18 protein-coding genes are annotated in these 19,714 nt (G+C 54.6%); 9 read left to right on the forward strand and 9 right to left on the reverse strand.

Annotated features, from left to right (window positions below):
* The first annotated feature begins 8 nt into the window (after window positions 1-8).
* From ACFSSA_RS00860 to zigA, 3 genes are all read left to right on the forward strand, one after another.
* Window positions 9-221: a hypothetical protein gene (locus ACFSSA_RS00860; RefSeq protein WP_386817874.1), complete on the forward strand. Its 213-nt coding sequence runs from the start codon at window positions 9-11 to the stop codon at window positions 219-221.
* A complete protein-coding gene (locus ACFSSA_RS00865) occupies window positions 218-1,222 on the forward strand; it encodes a CobW family GTP-binding protein (RefSeq protein ID WP_386817875.1) in 1,005 nt (334 codons plus the stop codon). Before ACFSSA_RS00860 ends, ACFSSA_RS00865 begins: the two co-directional genes overlap by 4 nt.
* Before the next feature lie 224 nt (window positions 1,223-1,446).
* On the forward strand, window positions 1,447-2,652 hold the full coding sequence (zigA, locus tag ACFSSA_RS00870; protein ID WP_386817876.1) for a zinc metallochaperone GTPase ZigA: 1,206 nt from the start codon (window positions 1,447-1,449) through the stop codon (window positions 2,650-2,652).
* A gap of 15 nt (window positions 2,653-2,667) precedes the next feature.
* Here zigA and ACFSSA_RS00875 read toward each other — a convergent pair whose 3' ends face one another.
* The 6 genes from ACFSSA_RS00875 to ACFSSA_RS00900 all read right to left on the reverse strand — a co-directional run bounded on the left by ACFSSA_RS00875 (window position 2,668) and on the right by ACFSSA_RS00900 (window position 12,701).
* Window positions 2,668-4,203, reverse strand: coding sequence for a YifB family Mg chelatase-like AAA ATPase (locus ACFSSA_RS00875; RefSeq protein WP_386817877.1), 1,536 nt, complete (start codon window positions 4,201-4,203; stop codon window positions 2,668-2,670).
* A 150-nt stretch (window positions 4,204-4,353) separates the two neighbouring features.
* A complete protein-coding gene (locus ACFSSA_RS00880) occupies window positions 4,354-5,958 on the reverse strand; it encodes a sulfatase family protein (RefSeq protein WP_386817878.1) in 1,605 nt (534 codons plus the stop codon).
* A gap of 28 nt (window positions 5,959-5,986) precedes the next feature.
* Window positions 5,987-7,108: a glycoside hydrolase family protein gene (locus tag ACFSSA_RS00885; protein ID WP_386817879.1), complete on the reverse strand. Its 1,122-nt coding sequence runs from the start codon at window positions 7,106-7,108 to the stop codon at window positions 5,987-5,989.
* Between the two features lie 27 nt (window positions 7,109-7,135).
* The gene (locus ACFSSA_RS00890; RefSeq protein WP_386817880.1) at window positions 7,136-8,860 is read right to left on the reverse strand and encodes a sulfatase family protein; all 1,725 of its coding nucleotides are present in this window, start codon (window positions 8,858-8,860) and stop codon (window positions 7,136-7,138) included.
* A 93-nt stretch (window positions 8,861-8,953) separates the two neighbouring features.
* Complete coding sequence (locus ACFSSA_RS00895; RefSeq protein WP_386817881.1) at window positions 8,954-11,455, reverse strand: DUF1588 domain-containing protein; 2,502 nt, start codon at window positions 11,453-11,455, stop codon at window positions 8,954-8,956.
* Window positions 11,448-12,701 (reverse strand): DUF1552 domain-containing protein, encoded by a 1,254-nt coding sequence (locus ACFSSA_RS00900; RefSeq protein WP_386817882.1) that lies wholly within the window; start codon window positions 12,699-12,701, stop codon window positions 11,448-11,450. The genes ACFSSA_RS00895 and ACFSSA_RS00900 overlap by 8 nt, the downstream gene beginning before the upstream one ends.
* 100 nt (window positions 12,702-12,801) lie before the next feature.
* On the opposite strand from ACFSSA_RS00900, the gene ACFSSA_RS00905 reads away from it, so the two are divergent.
* The 3 genes from ACFSSA_RS00905 to ACFSSA_RS00915 are packed head-to-tail and all read left to right on the forward strand — an operon-like array spanning window position 12,802 to window position 15,429.
* Window positions 12,802-13,356: a sigma-70 family RNA polymerase sigma factor gene (locus ACFSSA_RS00905; protein WP_386817883.1), complete on the forward strand. Its 555-nt coding sequence runs from the start codon at window positions 12,802-12,804 to the stop codon at window positions 13,354-13,356.
* Window positions 13,353-14,702 (forward strand): FecR family protein, encoded by a 1,350-nt coding sequence (locus tag ACFSSA_RS00910; RefSeq protein WP_386817884.1) that lies wholly within the window; start codon window positions 13,353-13,355, stop codon window positions 14,700-14,702. The genes ACFSSA_RS00905 and ACFSSA_RS00910 overlap by 4 nt, the downstream gene beginning before the upstream one ends.
* 49 nt (window positions 14,703-14,751) lie before the next feature.
* The gene (locus tag ACFSSA_RS00915; protein WP_386817885.1) at window positions 14,752-15,429 is read left to right on the forward strand and encodes a pseudouridine synthase; all 678 of its coding nucleotides are present in this window, start codon (window positions 14,752-14,754) and stop codon (window positions 15,427-15,429) included.
* Between the two features lie 25 nt (window positions 15,430-15,454).
* On the opposite strand, the gene lipB is transcribed toward ACFSSA_RS00915, so the two are convergent.
* The 3 genes from lipB to ruvC all read right to left on the reverse strand — a co-directional run bounded on the left by lipB (window position 15,455) and on the right by ruvC (window position 17,514).
* Entirely contained in the window at window positions 15,455-16,105 is a 651-nt protein-coding gene (lipB, locus tag ACFSSA_RS00920; protein WP_386817886.1) for a lipoyl(octanoyl) transferase LipB, read from the reverse strand.
* 251 nt (window positions 16,106-16,356) lie between these two features.
* Window positions 16,357-16,953 (reverse strand): methyltransferase domain-containing protein, encoded by a 597-nt coding sequence (locus ACFSSA_RS00925; RefSeq protein WP_386817887.1) that lies wholly within the window; start codon window positions 16,951-16,953, stop codon window positions 16,357-16,359.
* A 30-nt stretch (window positions 16,954-16,983) separates the two neighbouring features.
* Entirely contained in the window at window positions 16,984-17,514 is a 531-nt protein-coding gene (gene ruvC, locus ACFSSA_RS00930; RefSeq protein ID WP_386817888.1) for a crossover junction endodeoxyribonuclease RuvC, read from the reverse strand.
* A 91-nt stretch (window positions 17,515-17,605) separates the two neighbouring features.
* On the opposite strand from ruvC, the gene ACFSSA_RS00935 reads away from it, so the two are divergent.
* The 3 genes from ACFSSA_RS00935 (at window position 17,606) to ACFSSA_RS00945 (ending at window position 19,706) form a co-directional block, all read left to right on the forward strand.
* A complete protein-coding gene (locus ACFSSA_RS00935) occupies window positions 17,606-18,352 on the forward strand; it encodes a hypothetical protein (RefSeq protein ID WP_386817889.1) in 747 nt (248 codons plus the stop codon).
* A gap of 195 nt (window positions 18,353-18,547) precedes the next feature.
* The gene (locus ACFSSA_RS00940; protein WP_386817890.1) at window positions 18,548-19,234 is read left to right on the forward strand and encodes a hypothetical protein; all 687 of its coding nucleotides are present in this window, start codon (window positions 18,548-18,550) and stop codon (window positions 19,232-19,234) included.
* Window positions 19,235-19,349: 115 nt separating this feature from the next.
* Window positions 19,350-19,706, forward strand: coding sequence for a metallopeptidase family protein (locus tag ACFSSA_RS00945; protein ID WP_386817891.1), 357 nt, complete (start codon window positions 19,350-19,352; stop codon window positions 19,704-19,706).
* The last annotated feature ends 8 nt before the right edge of the window (window positions 19,707-19,714 follow it).

Consider the following 19,714-nt stretch of genomic DNA (forward strand, 5'->3'; position numbering starts at 1 on the left):
CCACGCTCATGCACGTTTTTACAAATTACTACGAATGGCATAGCGCGATCACAGACCGCTGCGGAATAGTTCTTTCCCGTGCCTACTGTGACAAACGCTATAGCGCGCTCTCGGATCCCGAGATCCCATCCACCCGTCGGTTCAAGGAAACTTATGGAGAGGAATATCTCGATCAAGTGAAGGCGTGGTTCGCCCAAGCACAGAAAGAAGCCGCCGAATGATCGCACCTACAAAAAATATCACGCAACTCCGGACTCGTAAGCCCCTCATCCTTCTCACCGGATTTCTAGGGGCAGGGAAAACAACCTTTTTGCGCGCCCTGCTGAAAAGCACAGCCGATTTCCAGCTCCACGCCGATGTGATCCTCAACGATTACGAGAATGCCCACCTCGACTCGGAGACCCTGCGCGATCACGCCGCCACCGTGGAAGCAATCGCTGCTTCATGTGCCTGCTGCGAGGGGTTGGACTTTCTCATTGATCTCTCCGTCTCCGCATCCACTTCGCGTAATGATCTCCTTTTCATTGAGCTCAACGGCACTGCCGATCCGCTACCTCTACTTGAGTCCTTCACTCTACTGGAACCAAAACTCCTCCGCCAACCCAGATGGCAGGTTTGCGTGATAGACGCACGCACCTTCGGGCAATCCAGAGACCACCGATCCATTTGCGAACTCCAGCTAGAGACCGCCAGCCACTTTTTCCTAAGTCATACCGATGAGATCTCTCCAGTGGAGAGAAACATCCTCTACTCGAAAATCCGCGCAATCAATCCGGGAGCCAGTGAAACCACGCCCGGCCTGCTTGCCAGTGCCCTATCCAAGCTCTCGCATCGCCTCGCATGGACAAGCCCGCCAAAGAATTCAAAGATTAATGATTCGCTGTTTGAGCTAAAAGCCAAACGTCACGGCCACCTCGTCCACCAGTTTACCGGATGCCAGATCCTCTTGCCGGAAAAAGTTCGCAGGGATGATCTTTGGGCCTGGCTCGCGGCGCTGCCGAAAAATGTCATCCGCGCAAAAGCACTGGTTTCCATACAGAACGAACCGGACATACGGCGCCTGTTTGAGAGAGTCGGCACGGAACTTATGGCAGACCCGCTCGAAGTCCCTATCAGCCCCCGCGTCCCAAGCTCCGCCATCCTGATTGGCTCCGATCTCCATCCGCAGGAAATCATTTCCTCCGCCAAACGTATCCTCGGCGCCGAGTGCCACATGCCATGAACAGCGCAAGGCCACAACGTTGAGTTCGTTAAAATACCCCGGTTCGCGACATCCAGTGCGAAGAGCGCTGGTGGAATCCACACCGCACTCACCACCGGGATGCTCGTCGGGTATCCCCATCTCACCGTGTTCAAACACTTATTGCTACGGCAGGTTCCGAGTCCGCCGCCCGAACCGCCCGCAAAATCCGTTTGCCCTGAATCCAATCCCATCCCTGTGATCTTATGAACTCCACTGCCACGAAATTGCCTGTCACCGTCCTCTCCGGCTTCCTCGGAGCGGGAAAAACAACTCTGCTCAACCACATTCTCCGCAACCGCGAAGGAAAGCGTGTCGCCGTCATCGTCAATGACATGTCCGAGGTGAACATCGACGCCGACCTCGTCCGCAACGGCGATGCTGAACTCTCCCGCACCGAGGATAAAATGGTCGAGATGTCCAACGGCTGCATCTGCTGCACCCTGCGGGAGGATCTTCTGTTGGAGGTAGGTCGGCTGGCCAGCGAAGGGCGCTTCGATCACCTCGTCATCGAGTCAACCGGTGTCTCCGAGCCAATGCCGGTTGCCGAGACTTTCACTTTTACCGACGAGTCCGGAAAATCCCTAGGCGACATTGCGGAAATTGATACCATGGTCACCGTAGTTGATGCTTTCAATTTCCTCCGCGATTTTACAGCGATCGACAAACTCAAGGATAGAGGTGAAGAGATGGGTGAAGAGGACGAACGCACCATTGTGGATCTTCTCAACGATCAGATCGATTTTGCCAACGTGATTCTACTCAATAAAACGGATCTCGTTTCCGAAGAGGAAAAACACACCCTACATGGAATGATACGCGCACTGAATCCGCAGGCGGAAATCTACGATACTGTTGATTCTGAAATCCCTCTTTCCAAAGTCATGGGGACAAGGCTCTACGATCAGAAGCTTTCCGAGCAACACGAAGGTTGGCTCGATTCGCTGGTCGAGCACACACCCGAAACAGAAGAATACGGGATCTCGAACTTTGTTTACCGCAGTCGCATCCCCTTCCACCCCCAACGTATTTTCGATCTTTTTGCCCAGGAATGGCCGGGAGTGATTCGCTCAAAAGGTATCTTCTGGCTCGCGACCCGCCTGAAATTCGCCGGCTTCTGGTCTCAGGCTGGAGCCATCGGCAAGCATCAATGTGCGGGCCATTTCTGGTCAGCGGTTTCGAAAAAGCAGTGGCCGGAGGATCACCGCCATATCGATTCCGTTTGGGAGGAACCGAACGGAGATTGCCGCCAGGAAATAGTGCTTATCGGAATCGGGATGAATCGCGAGAAACTCATGGCGATGTTAGACTCTGCCCTACTAACTCCCGAGGAGTTCAACTCACCTTCAGAGCTTTGGACGAAAAGTTTCCCCGATCCATTTCCAAAGTGGAATATGGGGCTGCTGAATTGATAGTTACCCTAGCTTTCACTCGAACAGTCTCCTGTCGAGGGATCGGAACTGAATCGCTTCCAGAACTTCGTTTCCTGTGATGTTCTGCTTCCCCGCAAGGTCTGCAAGCGTGCGAGAAACTTTTAGAATGCGGTCGTGCGCACGGGCGGAAAAATTCATCTGCTCCATTGCATGTTCAAGATAGGCACGGCTCTCGGAATCGAGCTGACAACATTCCCGGACCTGCTTCGCTCCCATTGCGGAATTAGTGGAAATCTTCTCCTTCCTGAAGCGCCCGACCTGGATTTCGCGGGCTGCGGAGACTCTCCCGCGGATCGTGGCGGAGGATTCCCCCGTGACTTCCTCGCAGGCGAGCTCTTTGAAATCTACCAAAGGCACCTCGACGTGGATGTCGATGCGATCGAGGAGCGGTCCGCTGATTTTCTGCCGGTAGTTTTCAATCTGCCGCACGGAGCATCTGCATTGCCTTTTCGGATCTCCATAGAAACCGCATGGACAGGGATTCATCGCTGTTACAAGCATGAAGCTTGAGGGGAAAGTCAGAGATCCCGCCGCACGGCTTATGGTCACATGCCGGTCTTCAAGAGGTTGGCGCAAGACCTCCAGCGTCTGCCTGCGGAACTCCGGAAGCTCATCGAGAAAAAGCACTCCATGATGGGCCAGAGAGACTTCTCCGGGGCCCGGATTTGTGCCACCACCAAGCAAGCCCGCATCGGAAATGGTATGATGGGGAGCACGGTAGGGACGAACGGTGAGAAAAGAATTTTTTGTGTCGAGCATTCCGCTGATGGAATGGATTTTTGTGGTTTCGATCGCTTCCTCCTCGGTCATGTCCGGCATGATGGTGGGGATGCGCTTAGCCAACATCGACTTCCCGGTTCCCGGTGGCCCGACCATCAGTAAATTATGACCGCCCGCGGCAGATACTTCCAGAGCGCGCTTCACGTGCTGCTGGCCTTTGACCTCGTTGAAATCGACCTGATAGGTCCTGTGGCTTTCGAAAAACGCCCTCCGATCCAGCGTGAAGGGAGCAATGCTCTTTTCTCCGGATATGAAGTCCCACGCCTGTTTGAGGTTCTTTACTGGAATGATATCAATGCCTTCGATCACCGCCGCCTCCGGGGCATTTGCCGAGGGCACGAGAATCTGTTTCCTACCACGTGCGCGCGCTTCAAGTGCGATAGATAAAACACCTTTCACCGGCCGGACCATTCCATCCAGCCCCAGCTCGCCGACGATACAGAACTGATCGGTTTCGAGGATCTTGGTGCCACTCGCCCCGACCATTGCCAGAGCGATTGGCAGATCGAAGGAAGGGCCTTCCTTCTTCAAATCGGCCGGAGCCAGGTTTACTGTCTTGATCCCCAGATCCAAATCCAGCGCGGATGCGATGATTGCCGAGGTAACCCGTTGCGAGCTCTCCCGCACAGCTGCGTCCGGCAGTCCTACAATAATGACTCCGGGAGTTTCCGAACCGCGAGCGTTGACTTCCACTTCCACCTCTATGGCATCTACACCTCTCAACGCTGCTGAATACAATTTTGTGATCATCTGAACAGATTAAATCAAACGTGGGGTAGATTGATATGACAAGGAGAAATCTTGTTAGATGGTTAGAGGGAGGGACGGTGCGACAAAAAAGCCGCGCCGGATAAACCAGCGCGGCAGAGCTTGTGACTTTGAAAAAAAGGTGCTGGGAATCTATTCCGCGTTCTTATCTTTTTTGGATTTTCCGGCCTTCTTCTTTTTACCCGTTTCCTGCTTGGAGCTGCCATCTGGATTCGGCAGCCATGTCATCTGCGGCCACCAGGCTTTTCCTTCGAGCTTCTGTGGCTCTCCGGGGGTGCTACGTCCGGCTGTGATGATTTCCGTAAGTTGTTTCTTCAGGGATTCCACGATTTCCGGATGGGTTTTGGAGAGATTCGTCGATTCCACCGCGTCGGTTTCCATATCGAAAAGCAGCACGCTGTCCGGATTGACGATAGGCTTGTCCTTCGGGTTGCCGCGGGGGGAGCCGCCTTTGTCATCCAGCATCAGCTTCCATTTTCCGCGACGGACCGCGAAGACACCCTTATCGGAATGGTGGACGATGAGACGGTTTTGCACACCGGGGATAGGCTCCTGCTTCAGCGCCGGGAGAAAGCTCACGCTGTCTTCTGCAATATTGTCCGGCAGTTTTTTCCCGAGTATATCCGCACAGGTGGCGAAGAGGTCAGTCGTGCAGATTGGTTGATCGGAGGAAGTTCCCGCCTTGAGACCCGCCGGCCAGCGAACAATGAATGGAACGCGGTGGCCGCCTTCCCATGTGGTGCCTTTGAGACCGCGGTAAATCCAACTGGTGAAGTGACCCTTTTCCTGCATCGTCTTCACTCCTGCTTTTGGCGAGGTGCCGTTGTCCGCTGTGAAAATCACGATGGTGTTGTCCGCAATGTTGAGTTCCTCCAGGGTTTTCATTACCTCCCCGACAGCCCAATCCGTCTCCATCACGAAGTCGCCATGGTCATTTAGACCACTTTTGCCGGCGAAATCCTTGCTGGGAACGATAGGAGAATGGGGCGAGTTCAAAGGCATGTAGACGAAAAATGGCTTCTCCGCGTGGGCTCGGATCCAATCACAGGTTTTTGCGGTAAATGTGGGGAGCACCTGGTCTTGGACAAATTCTTTGGAAGACCAGCCTGGATTCGCACCGATGAAGCCCCGCTCCCTAACTGCCTCCGCATTGGGAAGAAATTCCAGGGTTCCCTGAATCCGGCGACCGTCAATGAAGGCATGTGGCTCCATGTTCAGCGATCCGGCGATCCCGAAATAATAGTCAAAACCGACATCCAGCGGACCATTTTCGATGGGTGCGGACATATCAAATGCTGCCTTCTTACCTTTTCCACCTTCATTTTTTTTCCAGTCCATGCCGAGATGCCATTTTCCGATACACGCGGTTTGATAGCCTTGTTTTTTGAGGAAACTGGCAACAGTCTCGCGTTCCGGATCGATCATGTGTGGGCTCAGTCCCCCGAGGACGCCCTCTTTCTTGGCCGTGCGCCATGAGTAGCGCCCCGTTAAAATCCCGTAGCGGGTGGGTGTGCAAACGGAGGATCCGGTGTGGGGATCCATAAATTTCATGCCTTCCGCAGCAAGCTGGTCAAGGTGGGGCGTAGGAATTTTTCCATCCTTGTTGTAGGCGCGGACATCGCCGGGCCCGAGGTCATCCGCGAGGATGTAAACGATGTTTGGCTGCTCTGCCGCGTGAAGCGAAGCTGTGAGGAAAATTGCCGCGAGAATTGACTGCGGGAGGATTGTTTTTTTCATGAGTGGTAATGGCGTGGAGGTAGCGTTTTTACTGATTCGTGGATTCCCGGGAGATTCTGCTTTGCATGTCCCGGTCAAAGGCGACCCCATCGAAAGGGACGACTACGATCTTGCTGCCGTGTCTGTCATTGGCGCGGTCCTGGCCTTTTCCGACATCAATCACGGAAAAGAGAAAGTGTGAGACATGGCCGTCCTCGACAACCGCTGTCGGGCGCTCGACATACGTCCAGTCATTGATCGTGCCATCCTTGTATCTGAAAATTTTGGTCTCATCTTTTTTGAAGGCGATCCCGCGATACTTCCAGTCGTTGATCCCGTCCTCTGAGGTGAAGTGGTGGGAGGTTTTCGATGGCCAGTGGTTGTAAACGATGTGGTAGAGCCCGCCGCTATACCAGACGGTCGGGTCTTCGTTTTTTTCCTGAGGAAGCTCGGGATAATTCCGATAAACCCTGTCTCCCATGATTTTGTAGGGCCCGAGAATTCCATCCTCGCTGAGCATCGGGGCCGTGGAGCGGGCGATGATCATGTATTTTCCATCCGGCCGCAGCAGAATCTTCACATTGGACATGCGTCCGTTCTGATTGTAGCGGGCAAGTCCCGGATCGAAGCCGTTGGCATCCCATTTTATTTGCCCGAGAAGCTCGAACGGTCCGTCGGGGGAGTCCGAGACAAAGACTTCGCCATGGGTAATTTCGCTGGTGACGATTGCATAGCGTCCGTCGTGCATGCGGAGCCCCATGACATTGTGGCCCATTCCTTCCCGCCACTGGGGATAGGCGAGACCTTCATCCACGTATGGCCCCATGATATCATTGCTGACGGCATGGATGCCCTTTGATCCGAGGTGCCAGCCTTCACTATGGGAAAGCGATTGATCCCAGCGGCTGGCATAGAGATGAAAACGGCCATCATCATCTTTCACCACGCCTCCGTCCCAGTAACAGAACCGAGTCATTTCCGGGTCCTCAAGCCCGTTCTTGATATCGCGTGGCAGGACATTCGGATCGCCCCAAATGCCTTCTGATACAAGAGGGGCCTGCGGTTCCATCGGTAGGAAATAATCCACGAGGGATTTCTCGGCCGCTGCCACCGAGGTGGCGCAGATCGCGGAGAGAACGTAGAGGGCGGGAAGCGTTTTTGAAAAATTCATGATGAGACCCGGAGATGCCTTTCGGGGTTACTTCGCGTTGGCCTTTGCCTTTTTTCCGGCTTTCCCGTTCTGCTTTTTGGGGGAGTTTTCCTGTTTTCGTGCCTTCGTCTTGGATTGAAGGTATTCGTGTGAAATTTCGATCGCCCGGGCGCGTTTCTCGGGGCCGTAGTTCCAGAATTCATCAATCACTTTGTTGAAGGCGAATTTCGGATCGTCTTCGCCCAGCTCGGCGCGGCGGTTTTTGAGTTCCTGTTTGAGTTCTTCAATCACACCGGCGTATTCGGGATTATCATAAACGTTGTTATCTTCAGTCGGGTCCTTTTTGAGATCGTAAAGCTCCCATGCGGGTGGGGTTTCCGCCTGATCGCTATTGATTGGAGCTCCATAATACTGGATGAGTTTGTATTGCTTCGTGCGGATGGCGATGCATGCCGGATTGTCATGGGAGGCCATGTGCATCCAGTAGTGATAGTAGGCCGCTTTTTTCCAATCCTGTGGCTCGGCACCGGTTTCCAGGATGCTCTTGAAGCTTTTTCCCTGCATGTAGGAAGGTGTTTTCACGCCTGCGAAATCAAGGATTGTCGGAGCGTAATCGATATTCTCTACGATGGCATCGATCTTGCCGGGCTTAATCGTCTCCGGGTAGCGGACGATGAAGGGCATACGCATGGATTCCTCATAGGGCCAACGCTTGTCCATGAAGTCGTGTTCCCCGAGATAGAATCCCTGGTCACCGGTGTAGATGATGATGGTGTTGTCATAGAGCCCTTCCGCTTTGAGATAATCGATGACGCGCTTGAGATTATCGTCCACGCCTTTGACACAGCGGAGGTAGGCCTTGAGGTAGCCCTGATAGGCATCGCCTTGGATTTCCGCTTCGCTTTTTGTGAGATCGAGGTCTTTTGCCCATGCGCCACTGTTTGTGTAGTTGCGGCGGGGATTGCGCAGGCCGATGGATGTGCCGATGTAGGGGATCAGCTCGTCATTCGCGCCGCGTGTGGCGAGCGAACCGGAGTGTTCACCACGCTGCCGCATGTTTGCTGGCTCCGGGATAGTGACATCCGCGAGGTATTCTTCGTAGCGAGGCGCATACTCAAACATGTCGTGAGGCGCTTTGAAATGGAGGCTCAGGTAAAACGGCTTTTCCGGATTACGTTTCGTTTCGAACCATTCCAATGCGGAATCCGCAATACAATCGGACGAATGTCCTTCCATTTTGACCGCGCTTTGGAGGGTGATCGTTTGTCCCCCGGATCGATACGGCTGGGTGCCGGTCTGGCCTTTTTCGAGAAAAATGGGGTTGTGGTATTTGCCCTGGCCGGGGAGCACCTTGTAATAATGAAACGCCTCGGGAAGTGCGTCCAGGTGCCACTTGCCGACGATGGCTGTATCGTAGCCGGCTTTGTCCAGCTCCAGGGCAAGGTATTGTTTTTCCTTGGGAAGTGGATCGCCGAGGGTGGGGCAGCCGTTCACGGCGCTGCTTTGACCCGTCATGATGGAGGCGCGGCTCGGGGTGCAAATCGCGTTTTGGCAGAAAGCATTTTCCATCAGAATCCCTTCTTTGGCGATGGAGTCTATGGTTGGGGTCGGGTTTAAAACTGCCAGTCTACCTCCGTATGCTCCGATGGATTGGGAGGTGTGGTCATCAGACATGACGAAGAGGATGTTCGGCCGTTTGGGAGCGGCGGGCAGGGCGCTGGCGGTAAGCAGCCCGATGCCGAGGGTGAGCGGGATTTTGGATAGGAGTTTCATGAGTAAAAAAATTCTGTGAATGGGAGCTAGGTAATACGCGGGTGGGGATCGGCTTTGTGCATTGAATCAAATTTTTCCCTGGGAGCCCCCCGCTCAACGCTGTCTGAAGAGAGGGCTGTCGATGATTGCGGCAATGGTATCGACGATGCGATAGTCGTGAGCCGCGGAAACTTCGAGGATGTTGTTGATTTCGACAAAATCCGTATTGAGCGGCTCCTCGCCATTGGCATATAGCAGGAATTTCGAGATGAAACAGCGGACGAAACGGTCGCGATTCGCATCCGTCATAATCTGCTCCCGGAAGCCTCTGATATCGTCGTAGGCGGCACCGCTGCGGAATGAAGCGCTCGCATCGACCGGGATATTGATGCTTTTGAGGATCTTTTTCCGGGATTTCACGGTGGCGTTCTCGTCAAGCGGCGTGGTGTCCGGCACGGTGTAGAAGTCCCGCCACGCGCCTGTCGGATCGAAGCTCTCGAAGGCGTAGCCCCACGGATCTATGGTTTCATGACAGCTGGTACAGGTGGGATCACTGGTGTGCGCGGCAAGGATTTCCTTGATCGATTTCGCCTGGCGGACATCCGGCTCCGTGATGAGCACATCGGCAGGTGGGGGAGTGGGAGTGATACCCATGAGGTTTTCCATCACATAGACGGCGCGATGAATCGGAGAGGTGGAGAGGGTGTCCGCCGTGGAGGTCAGGAAGCTGCCCATGCCTAGCAGTCCTCCGCGTCTACCATCGGTGAAATGATATTTGCGCAGCTTGGAATCTTCCGGCACGCCTTCCACTCCATAGATTTCCGCCAGATCCGCATTGATAAAGCTGTAATCCGCGGAAAGCAGCTCTGGAAGAGGGATGTTGTTCAGCATCGCGTGGCGGAAAAACGTCAGGGTCTCGTTTACCATATCCTCGCTGAGCCGTTTGCGGTGATACAACCGATATTGCTCGGGATCCGGAGCCATGAAGTTGATGTTTCCAAGTTCCAGCCAAGCGGTCGGGAACTCGCGGATAAATTCATCCGCCTGATTCCGGGAAATAAGATTTTTCAGGTTCTCACGGACCTTTGTGAAGGAATCCAGCTCTCCCTTCTGCACCTGCGAAACCAGCGAAGGCGTAGGGAGGGTGCTGCGAAGCAAGTAGCTGTATTTCGTGGCGAACCGGGATGCAGGAGGAACATCTTCTACGCCGATCATGAGAAAAGCAGGTGATGCCAATATGGCGACGATACCTTCTTTCAGAGCTCCGATATGTCCCAAGCTATCAACCTTCGAGGCGACGATATCCACAATGGTGTCCAGTTCTCCCTCGCGCACGGGGCGGCGCCAGGCTCTTTCGGCAATGGGTTGCAGGATTTCCAGGGCATTTGCGGCATCCGGGTTGCTGCCGATGAGCGCAACCTGCCTTTCGGACGGCCATGTTTCAAAGATGGGTCCCACGATTTCCGCGCTGAAAATACGGGGACGGGCACCCTCCCAGTATTCCGTCCAGCTCTGCCAGCGATCCACGTTTCGTTCCCGCTTTCTGACTTTCCCATATTTCAGTTCCTCTCTGATTTTGGCGGCGATGGAGGCATATCTCTGCGGATCGTTCTCCTTCAGGTGATCTGGTGCGATTCCATATTGGAATTTGAAATTCCCGTTGCCGCGTAGTGTAAATCCATCAGTCGGATTTCTTAGTTCCAGCCGCGTTCCAGCTGCCAACCAATCATCGATTTCGATCTCCATCATCTCCTCGTCCGGAAGATCGTAGGTATGAATTTCGTCTCCGAGATGGACGCTCAGCTGAATCGGATCGCCTTCGTAAATACCGGTGAACTTTGTGTCATAGACTGTCCGGTCCTTCCCGGTGGCGCGGATTTTGATCCGGTATCTTCCTGTTTCCGGCACGGTCTGGAAGTTTTTGAAATATGCGGGCAAGCGGGGATCGAGGAAATCGAATGAGCCGTCCTTGCTATGCACGATGTCCCGGGAAACATTTTGATTCAACGAGCCGCGGCGGATGTCCTCCGCGCTTACCTTGTAGGTTTTGACCTCCGGCTTTTCCCCTTCGAGTATCGTCGCATCCACGATTTTGCGGATGGACTCGATATACTGCTCCAGATGATAGCGGCTGAAGCCCAACGTCTCTCCGTGCGTGTCAAAGCCGTGGTGCAGAGTGTCTCCGACAAGGTTATCCATCGGCTGGTTTGTGCCGATGCTGTCCAATAGGAGTGCGTCCCGGACACTGTTGGAGAACTCGCGATTGTTCAGTCGCCGCGGCTTCGCGTGGGCGACAGGAGCCGAGCCTTCGTCGTGCTCGCGAATTTTTGCCTCCAGGTAGGCAATGATTATTTCACGATCCCCGGAGGTTAGCTTGCTGTCTTCCTCGGGAGGCATCTCCTCTGCGCTGACGTAGTCGAGACAATCCAGCCAGCGCTCCAGATTTTCAGAATCCGGCGCGTCTTTCAGGTATTCCAGCTTGAATTTGCCTTTGGCTTTTTCGTCGTTATGACAATCGAAACAATGGATCTGCATCAGCTCGGGGCTAGCCGGGAGCGCGGGTGCGAGGGCGAGAATTGTAAGGGCTGAAATAGCGCCTTTGTTGAACTTATGCATACTTTAGATCGAATGTTCCGGTGCTGGTATTGAAGGTGTCCCGCTCGATGCCGAAGCGCTGAAGCAAGGTGACGTAGAGGTTGCAGAGTGGCATGTTGTTGCCTCCGGGGCTGATGGTGTCCACGTAGCCGAGGTGTTTGAATCCACCGCCTGCGACAAGGATCGGTAGGTTGCGATTCGAGTGCGTGCCGCCATAGCCCATGCCGCTGCCGAAGAGGACGATGGTATGATCTAGCATGGAGCCTTCGGCATTGGGTTCTTGGATGGAATCAAGCTTCTTCAGGCAGCGCGAGAGCAGGGAAATCTGGAAGGACTCGATCGCCACCAGCTGGGCGGTGATGTTTTCCATTTTCCCATTGTGGGTGCAGCCGTGATAGCTGCGGGTAACGCCTTCCACATCCGTGTAGCTGAGATCCGTGGGAAAGGCGACGCTGGCGACCCGGGTGAGATCGGTCTCAAAGGCGTAGCCGATCATATCGAAAATTGCATTGTAACGATTTTCGATCGTGACCTCCGAATGTGAGAAATGTTCCGAGATATCGAACGCGGGCTTGTCGCGGCCTATCCAGGTGGCGCGGTTGGCAAAAGTTTTCTCCAAATCGCGCACAGAGCTTTGGTATTGGTCGATACGCTCGCGGTCCGATTGACTGACGGATCTCTTCAATGAGGAAAATTGTTCCGAGACGCTATCGAGGATGCTGCCATTGCGGGCTATGATCTCTTTACGAATGGCTTTTTCCTTATCGGAAAGATTGACGAACAGGTGGTCGAAAAGTTTCTGGGGATCCGTGAAAATAGCATCCTCCACTCCGTTTTCCGTCCAGCTCATACGAATACCGCTGCCGAGTCCGGCGCCAATCGATGGGTAGCGGACGCTGGTCGCCGTGTGGCGCGCCATCAGCTGGTCTATTGAAATGTTTTTCTCCGGATAGGCCAGGCTGTCCGCCGGAAGGATACCGCTGAGAAAGGAGACTTCCCGGCCGTGCCCGCTCACCATTCCGTGATCGGTATGAGCCAGAATGGTCAGCCGGTCCTTTACCCATTCCAGCGAACTCAAGGTGGGAGAGAGCTCGAAGTCTTTCCCGAATTTTTTCGGGAAAAAGTAATCCGGATGCATGCCGAAGGGATTTCCCACAACAAGGAAGCGGACGGGTGATTTCTGCTCGGGAAGTGCAAAGGATTCCAATAAAGGAAGCGCTAATACTCCTCCGAGGCCTTTGATGAATCTACGGCGGTTGCTGTTCATACAGCCTTACTCCGGGATGCCGGGAAATTGGCCGCATTTTTTCTATCATCGGTGGAAGTGAGAAAAAAGGGTGGCTAGTTTGATAATGATTGGGAGTAGGATGATGAGCATGGATCAGGACCGCGAGCGCGAAGGACAATTTCTTCAAATATTCCTAAGAAACGAGGAGGACTTGAAGTGCTATGCGCGTGCCCTTTTGCCGAGCTGGGAGGCGGTGGATGACGTGATGCAGGAAGTCAGTTTGATCGTCTGGCGGAAGATGGATCAGCTGCGGGATCCAAGCGAATTTCTGCCGTGGGCGAAGGTGATCGTGCGTTTCGAGTGTCTGAAGGCGCGGCGCACCGTTGCGCGGGACAGGCACTGGTTTTCCGATGAGGTTTTCGAATTGCTGGCGGATCATGAGTTTGATCCCGATGAGGATTTACTAACGCGTGAGCGGGAGGCGCTCGAGAGTTGTTTGGGGAAAATGGACAAGGCCCAGCGGGAGCTGGTGCTGCTGCCATATCGTGGTCATGGTGGAGTAAGCCAGCTTGCGGACGAGACCGGCAGGCCGGCAAATGCGCTCTATAAAAAAATCAGGAGGCTTAGGGAAAAGCTCACGCAATGCGTCTGCCAGCAGCTGGCGGGGCCGGGCCTGGAAGGAGGCCGGATATGAACCACGATCGTTTTCACAAGCTCGTCGCACTTTTTCAGACAGATGGCATTTCCGATGCCGAATTCGCCGAGCTGGAGGAGATGCTGCGCAACACGCCGGAGGCACGGCAAATCTTCCACCAGATAAGCCGCATCGATACCCGCTTGCGGCGCGAAGCGTCCAACCCGGTTTCCGTGGAGGAAGAGGATTCGAACGAGAACGTGATTTCGTTTTTCCAGCGCTACTCGTTTGTGGCAACGGCAGCGATCCTTATGCTCACAACGGCGCTGTTATGGATGCATTTTTCCAAACCAAAAGTCATTGCGGAGCTTGTCTCCACAGAAGAGGCATCCTGGGAAAGCACGCTGCCCACAGAAGCGGGCTCCAAGCTCTCGAAGGGATCGCTCAAGCTAACAACGGGCATCGCCACGATCCGATTCCAATCCGGGGCAGAGCTCATGCTGGAAGCTCCGGCGAAGCTTACGCTGGAGACACCGATGCTGGCCAGCCTGGCCTACGGATCTGCAGTGATGAATGTCCCGCATTCGGCGATAGGCTTTACCTTGAAAACACCTGATGGCTATGCGGTGGATCACGGCACTTCTTTTGCTGTCAGGGCCGGAGAGGGCGTGGATGGATCCACCTTTGAGGTGATCGAAGGAGAAATATCGGTGCATCTCTCCTCCACGGGGGAGCAGGTGAGGCTGCGCCGGGCCCAATCCGCATCGATCAGCGGGGACAAGCTCTCCGTGCATGATGATGCGCTCACGGAGCCGGTAAGGAAATCCCCCGGCAAGCGGATGCTGCGGATCGGGACCAATGGGAAATGCACATCTGTGATCCGGAACAACGGCCGCGCCAAATGGTTGGATCCCGAGCTCCTGATGGTCAGATACCGCCACAAGGCCGGGTCACATGATCGGCGGGCGACATTTGCCTTTGATCTCTCCGGCGTGAATCTCCAGCGCATGAAAGGTGTGAGACTGCGGCTGAACCAGGTCCCGAGCGGTATCGGCTTTGCGGCGCGTTTACCGGAGATCAATCAATTTGAAATCTACGGCATTACCAATCCGGAAAAAACCGGTTGGCAATCAGAGCCGAGGTGGGAGGATTCACCTTCCCCCGAGGATGGTGTGCTGCTGGGCTCCTTCGAGATTCCGCGCAGCAAGCAGCGGGGCGTATGCACCATCAATACCCCGGAGCTCCTTGATTTCATTAAGGAGAGGCAGCAATCCCAGGTGAAATTTCTTCTCGTGCGGACGACCGGGCAGATTGCTGGGGATGTTACAGGTTTGGTCCATTCTTTCGCCAGTGATCTACATCCCGAGACTTCCGGGCCGACCCTGGAGTTCGAGCTAGGGAAGTGAGAGAGGATCTTCTCGTTGTTTCTGCGGAACGGTGATGCAGCATAGGTCCATGTCGCCGCTCACCATTCTTTTTGAAGACGAACACTTCGTCGCCATCGACAAGCCGGCCGGCATGCTGGTGCATCCGGGACGGGCGCCGGAAGACGTGGAGTGGATCGCAATGAAACGGTTGAGGGATCAATTGGGCAGAAAGGTTTATCCCGCCCATCGGCTGGATCGGCCGACTTCGGGAGTGCTCCTGTTTGCCCTGGATAAAATGTCCGCAGGCTTGGCGCAGCAGGCATTTGAAAAACGGCAGGTTGTAAAGACCTACCATGCGATCGTTCCCGGCCGGGCTCCCCGGCAGTGGATCTGCGAAAGTCCGTTGCGCAATTCGCCCGAGGAGGAATTGCGGCCGGCGAGGACGTGCTTCGAGCTGCTAGCGAGCACACCGGAAGGACGGTTTTCCGCAGAGCCGGAGCTGAGCCTAAGTTTGCTGAAAAGCACGCCAATGACCGGGCGCTTCCATCAGATCCGTCGGCATCTTCTAGAAGCCGGTTTTCCTATCGTCGGGGACTTCCGGTATGCGGAAATCTCACGGAGCCATCAGCTTGGTGAAATTCTCGGCATTGGAACGCGGATGCTCCTGCAGGCGAAGACCTTGGAGCTGACGCATCCGGTGACGCTGGAAAAGCTGACGATTGAGGCGCCTGCGGACAGGGATTTTATCAGATGCTTTCCGGTGTAACGTAAGGTGGGAAGCGATTTCTCTCTCAGGTTTGGTTTTCCGCAGAAATACCGGTCGGGGAGCCGAGGAATTCCATCAATCGGGCGGCTATGGCAGAAGTGGCGGTCTCCATATCCAGCTTCTGGGAGGTTTCCGCTTCCAGGCAGGTCATACTGACTCCATCAAGCCCGCAGGGAGTGATCGATAAAAACGCAGGCAACGATTGACGTGTGACATTGATCGCAAAGCCATGCATGGAGATCCATTTTCGCACGCCAACACCGATAGAGGCGAGCTTGCGGTTTTCCACCCACACGCCCGTCAGGCCATCGCGCCTTCCCGCTTTGATGCCGAGATCGGAGCAAGCGGCGATCAGCGCATCTTCAATCAGGCGGAGATGAAGGTGAAGATCACGACCGCGGGGATTGAGATCGAGAATCGGGTAGCCGACGAGCTGGCCCGGCCCATGATAGGTCGCCTGGCCGCCACGATTTGTTTCAAAAACCGGATGTGGAAGCCCAGCGGAGCCCCGGAGAGAAGATTGGTCACGGAGGCGGCCTATGGTGTAAACCGGCTCGTGCTGAAGCAGGAAAAGCGTATCACCGCACTCCCCGGCGAGAATCTGCGCCACGGTTTCCTCCTGTAATGCCAGACCTTCGGGATAGGCGAGGAACTCGGCTAAATTGATGATATTCACTATGGCAGGAGGGATTATGGATGCGGATTCGGGCTTTGGCTACCGTGGTGGACTTGGGTGAGTCCTTCGGAATCTTTCTGAGGGATGTATTGTTGGTCCAGCGGCATTCCGCGGGGCATTCGCTCAAGTTCTTGAGGAGAAAGGTCTGCGGTGCACGAGATAGTGGTTCCGCCAAGCAAGAGGATGAAAGCCCATTTCATAAGCACGGACTATCTGGATGTGCCTGCCACGCGGCAAGGGCAAAGGGCGGGTCATTTCCTGCGGTAGATCGCCAGCCATTCATCGCCCTCTCTGCCCGGGTAGCTGCGGCTTGGGACCCAGGAATGGATGCGCTCGAAATGTCCCTCAAAGTGCTGGTCGATTTCCTCAATCGTGGAATTGAACGGCGGCCCCTGGTCTTCCTCGCCGGGCCCTTGTGGAGTGAGAAAGAAAACCCCGATGAGATGGCCCCCGGGTGGAATGAGTGCGGAACAGGCGGCGGCGTATGCCGGGCGCTGGGAGGGATCTATGGCGCAGAAGCAGGTATGCTCCCAGATGGCGGCAAAGGTTTTGCCATTTTGCCACTCTGGTTTCAGGAAATCCCCCAGGGTATAGGTTTCATCGGCTACAGTTGGAAAAGCTCTGGCGCGTGAAATGGCCTCTGGAGCCAGATCCACACCCATGGCGGAAATTCCGGCATCAGCCAAAGCCCGCACATCGTGTCCGCTTCCACAGCCGGGGACCAATACCACTCCGTCACCCCATATTTCGCGATCCGTTTTCTCCAGGAGTTCCAGCAAAGGCGGTGCGGGATTGCCCTTTTCCCACGGAGTATCTCCGGATTTGTAGCGCTCGTTCCAGTCTGTCATAAAAGCAATTTAGTCCGGTCAAGCCGCAGGTCAAATCAAGCGGCGATCCAAAAGTTTCGCCCGTAGCGGATCCGCCGATTGCAGATGGGCGAGCGCAATGGCCAATGCGTCGGCAGCGTCGGAAGATGGAGTCTCAGCAAGGCCAAGCAGCGCCCTGACCATAAAGGCGACCTGCGCTTTATCCGCTGTGCCTTTGCCCACTACGGCCATTTTGATCTTTTTAGGTGAATATTCGTATACCGGCAGACCGTAATCCGCCGCGGCAATGAGAGCAGCGGCGCGTGCAGCACCCATGGAAATGGCTGTGCGGTGGGATTGGACGAAAATAATGCCCTCCACCGCGACTTCATCCGGCTGATATTGCTGGATGAGATTGGTCAAATGGCTCCGAATAGCGGAAAGAGCGCCGGACTGGATGATTTTCTTCGGCACATGAATGACGTCGTAAGTAATGACGGTAGGTTTGCGCGGATCTCCCTCCAGGATGGCATAGCCTGTATTGCGGACGGCGGGATCAATGGCGAGAACGCGCATGGGTGGAGTAAGCAGGCTCAAAGCCATGCATGAAAGCGGGAAATCTTCCCTTCCGGGTGCGATTGCACGACTGGCTTTTCAGCATTGTAACTTTCCGGTGCATTTAGAGACTTTCCGCGTGAACAAATTTTTCCTCATACTGCTGGTTTGGACTCTGTTCGCGGTGAATTCGACCGCCCAGCGGCTGCCGGATTCCGATATCCCCAAGGCTCCACTGACAGGGCTTTCTGATAAATTCGGCGTGCTCCGCAACAGTCCGTCCATTGCGGAGAGAATTGTCCAACAGCTTCAAGAGCTTAAAATCCAGCACGGCTTCCAGCTCTATCTATATATGGAGCCTTCGCTGATGGGTTCCTCGGCAATCGATCTCGCGGCGCAGCTGCAGGAGGCATGGCTACCGGATGGCGGGGGATTGGTTATCGTCTTTGAATCGGACACGAAAAAGATTGGCTTGGGCAGGCAGTTGGAAACGACGGAAGCCTCCCTGCGCAGCCTCGAAAGCGTGCCGGCGTATACGCAGGTGGAGATTATCACAAATTCTCTGATGGCGGCGAACAAAGAGCAGAATACCGAAGCCTACCTGGAGCTTCTGGTCACAGATCTTTGCGAAAATTTCGACCAATATTTCCAACGTAAGAAGGCCCCGGCAAATAGCGACCGTTCGTTGCGACTGGCGTTGATCACCGTGGGTGCGCTTTCCTTACTGGCCCTTGCGGGCATAGGGTTGGGCTGGCTAATGGGCAAATCAGATGCGAAACAGGCGGAAACCAGAGGATTTCCCCAATACGATATCCCGGAGCGTCTGGGAGCGCCGTATGGAGGAGGGTGCGGTGGATGCCATCACTTCGGTCCACGGAATAGCTAAGAAAAGCGGTAAGATTTATTCTTTTCCATCTGATTTCCAGAGATCCGTTTCTCTGTCGTCGAATGCTCTTCTCTCTGTTAGATTGTGCGTTTTTCCGCCGGAAAATAGGGCGTGGGTAGCGCTGGAATGATTGGAATCAAAGCGGATTGAAACACGTTGACCGGATCTGTTCGGCATGCCAGTTTTTAGAGCGTAATGAATTTGCTCTCCCTATCCATCGCCCCTATCGCCTTGGCGATTGTGGCTTGTGAAACGATGAACGCTCCTATCAGCAGTTCTAGTTTTGATCCTCTTCGTCCGCCAGGTAGCTCATCGCAATCCTCAAACTCCAGCTATGGTCCCGAGTATTCTCCAGGTCAGTTTGTTAGCGCGACGATTGATAACACGGCGTTCTATAAAGATAAGCCGAAGGATAATCAGGATGCCGACAAGCTCCTCGCACGCGGCACACAGATGAAAATTGTATCTGCGGACTCGAGCTATGTGAAGGTGGAGCTGGATAGTGGTGAAGTCGGCTATGTGCCATCTGTGATGGTCTCCACTGGTGCGGCCCCCGAGGTGATGCCACTGGATGGTGCGTATCAGGTTTATCCTCCGCTTCCGAATACCGGCGGCCCCCTGGAGCCTTTGCCAATCGTAGATCCGAATGGATTGCCGCCGGAGGGTGCGATCCCCGCGATCATTGACCCGGATGCTCCGATTGTTCCTGTCGCCCCGACACTTGATCCCGTCCCTGACCTAAAGCCCGTGGAAGAGGCTCCGGCTCCAACGGCTGGCGAGGCGCTTGATGCCACGACCGATGCAGCCAAGGAGGCCGCTGCTGATGCGACTGAAGACGCTGCGGATGAGTTGAAAGAGAAGACAGCTCCGGCTGGTCAATAGTAGTCACTTCCAGATCTTATTTTAAACAATCCCGGCGGAAAATCATCTGCCCGGGATTTTTTTGTGCTCCCGTATTTGGGATTGTTGCAAATGAAACGGCCGACTAAACAGTGGTATGGAATTCGAAAAATTATGCGAGCTTGCTGCTGGTGAGGTGAAAATGATTGTGGATGTTTTGCCCGAAGAAGTCCGCCCACAAGCGGCAGGCTGCCCGGTTTACTACGAGGCCAAGCCTCTGGAAGGCGAATCGATCGAAGAAGACGCTTTGGGAGTATTCCAAGGCACCCCCATCGTTGATGAGGATCAAACCGGCAATCCGCCCAGAATCCGGATATTTGTAGAAAACATGTGGGAGTATGCCGAGCGCGATGAACAAGATTTCTTGGATGAAGTCGGCACGACCTATCTCCACGAGCTGAGTCATTATCTCGGCTGGGATGAAGAGGAAGTGGGAGAATTTGATCTGGAATAACCGTTTTC

Origin of the sequence: Luteolibacter algae (assembly GCF_042683045.1) — a bacterium.
In the GTDB taxonomy this organism is placed as follows: Bacteria; Verrucomicrobiota; Verrucomicrobiia; order Verrucomicrobiales; family Akkermansiaceae; genus Luteolibacter; species Luteolibacter algae.

Excerpts from the sequence above, each read along its gene's own strand:
- ACFSSA_RS00860 (WP_386817874.1), top strand. The coding sequence starts at position 9 with ATGCACGTTTTTACAAATTACTACGAATGGCATAGCGCGATCACAGAC.
- ACFSSA_RS00865 (WP_386817875.1), top strand. The coding sequence starts at position 218 with ATGATCGCACCTACAAAAAATATCACGCAACTCCGGACTCGTAAGCCC.
- zigA (WP_386817876.1), top strand. The coding sequence starts at position 1,447 with ATGAACTCCACTGCCACGAAATTGCCTGTCACCGTCCTCTCCGGCTTC.
- ACFSSA_RS00875 (WP_386817877.1), bottom strand. The coding sequence starts at position 4,203 with ATGATCACAAAATTGTATTCAGCAGCGTTGAGAGGTGTAGATGCCATA.
- ACFSSA_RS00880 (WP_386817878.1), bottom strand. The coding sequence starts at position 5,958 with ATGAAAAAAACAATCCTCCCGCAGTCAATTCTCGCGGCAATTTTCCTC.
- ACFSSA_RS00885 (WP_386817879.1), bottom strand. The coding sequence starts at position 7,108 with ATGAATTTTTCAAAAACGCTTCCCGCCCTCTACGTTCTCTCCGCGATC.
- ACFSSA_RS00890 (WP_386817880.1), bottom strand. The coding sequence starts at position 8,860 with ATGAAACTCCTATCCAAAATCCCGCTCACCCTCGGCATCGGGCTGCTT.
- ACFSSA_RS00895 (WP_386817881.1), bottom strand. The coding sequence starts at position 11,455 with ATGCATAAGTTCAACAAAGGCGCTATTTCAGCCCTTACAATTCTCGCC.
- ACFSSA_RS00900 (WP_386817882.1), bottom strand. The coding sequence starts at position 12,701 with ATGAACAGCAACCGCCGTAGATTCATCAAAGGCCTCGGAGGAGTATTA.
- ACFSSA_RS00905 (WP_386817883.1), top strand. The coding sequence starts at position 12,802 with ATGATGAGCATGGATCAGGACCGCGAGCGCGAAGGACAATTTCTTCAA.
- ACFSSA_RS00910 (WP_386817884.1), top strand. The coding sequence starts at position 13,353 with ATGAACCACGATCGTTTTCACAAGCTCGTCGCACTTTTTCAGACAGAT.
- ACFSSA_RS00915 (WP_386817885.1), top strand. The coding sequence starts at position 14,752 with ATGTCGCCGCTCACCATTCTTTTTGAAGACGAACACTTCGTCGCCATC.
- ACFSSA_RS00925 (WP_386817887.1), bottom strand. The coding sequence starts at position 16,953 with ATGACAGACTGGAACGAGCGCTACAAATCCGGAGATACTCCGTGGGAA.
- ruvC (WP_386817888.1), bottom strand. The coding sequence starts at position 17,514 with ATGGCTTTGAGCCTGCTTACTCCACCCATGCGCGTTCTCGCCATTGAT.
- ACFSSA_RS00940 (WP_386817890.1), top strand. The coding sequence starts at position 18,548 with ATGAATTTGCTCTCCCTATCCATCGCCCCTATCGCCTTGGCGATTGTG.
- ACFSSA_RS00945 (WP_386817891.1), top strand. The coding sequence starts at position 19,350 with ATGGAATTCGAAAAATTATGCGAGCTTGCTGCTGGTGAGGTGAAAATG.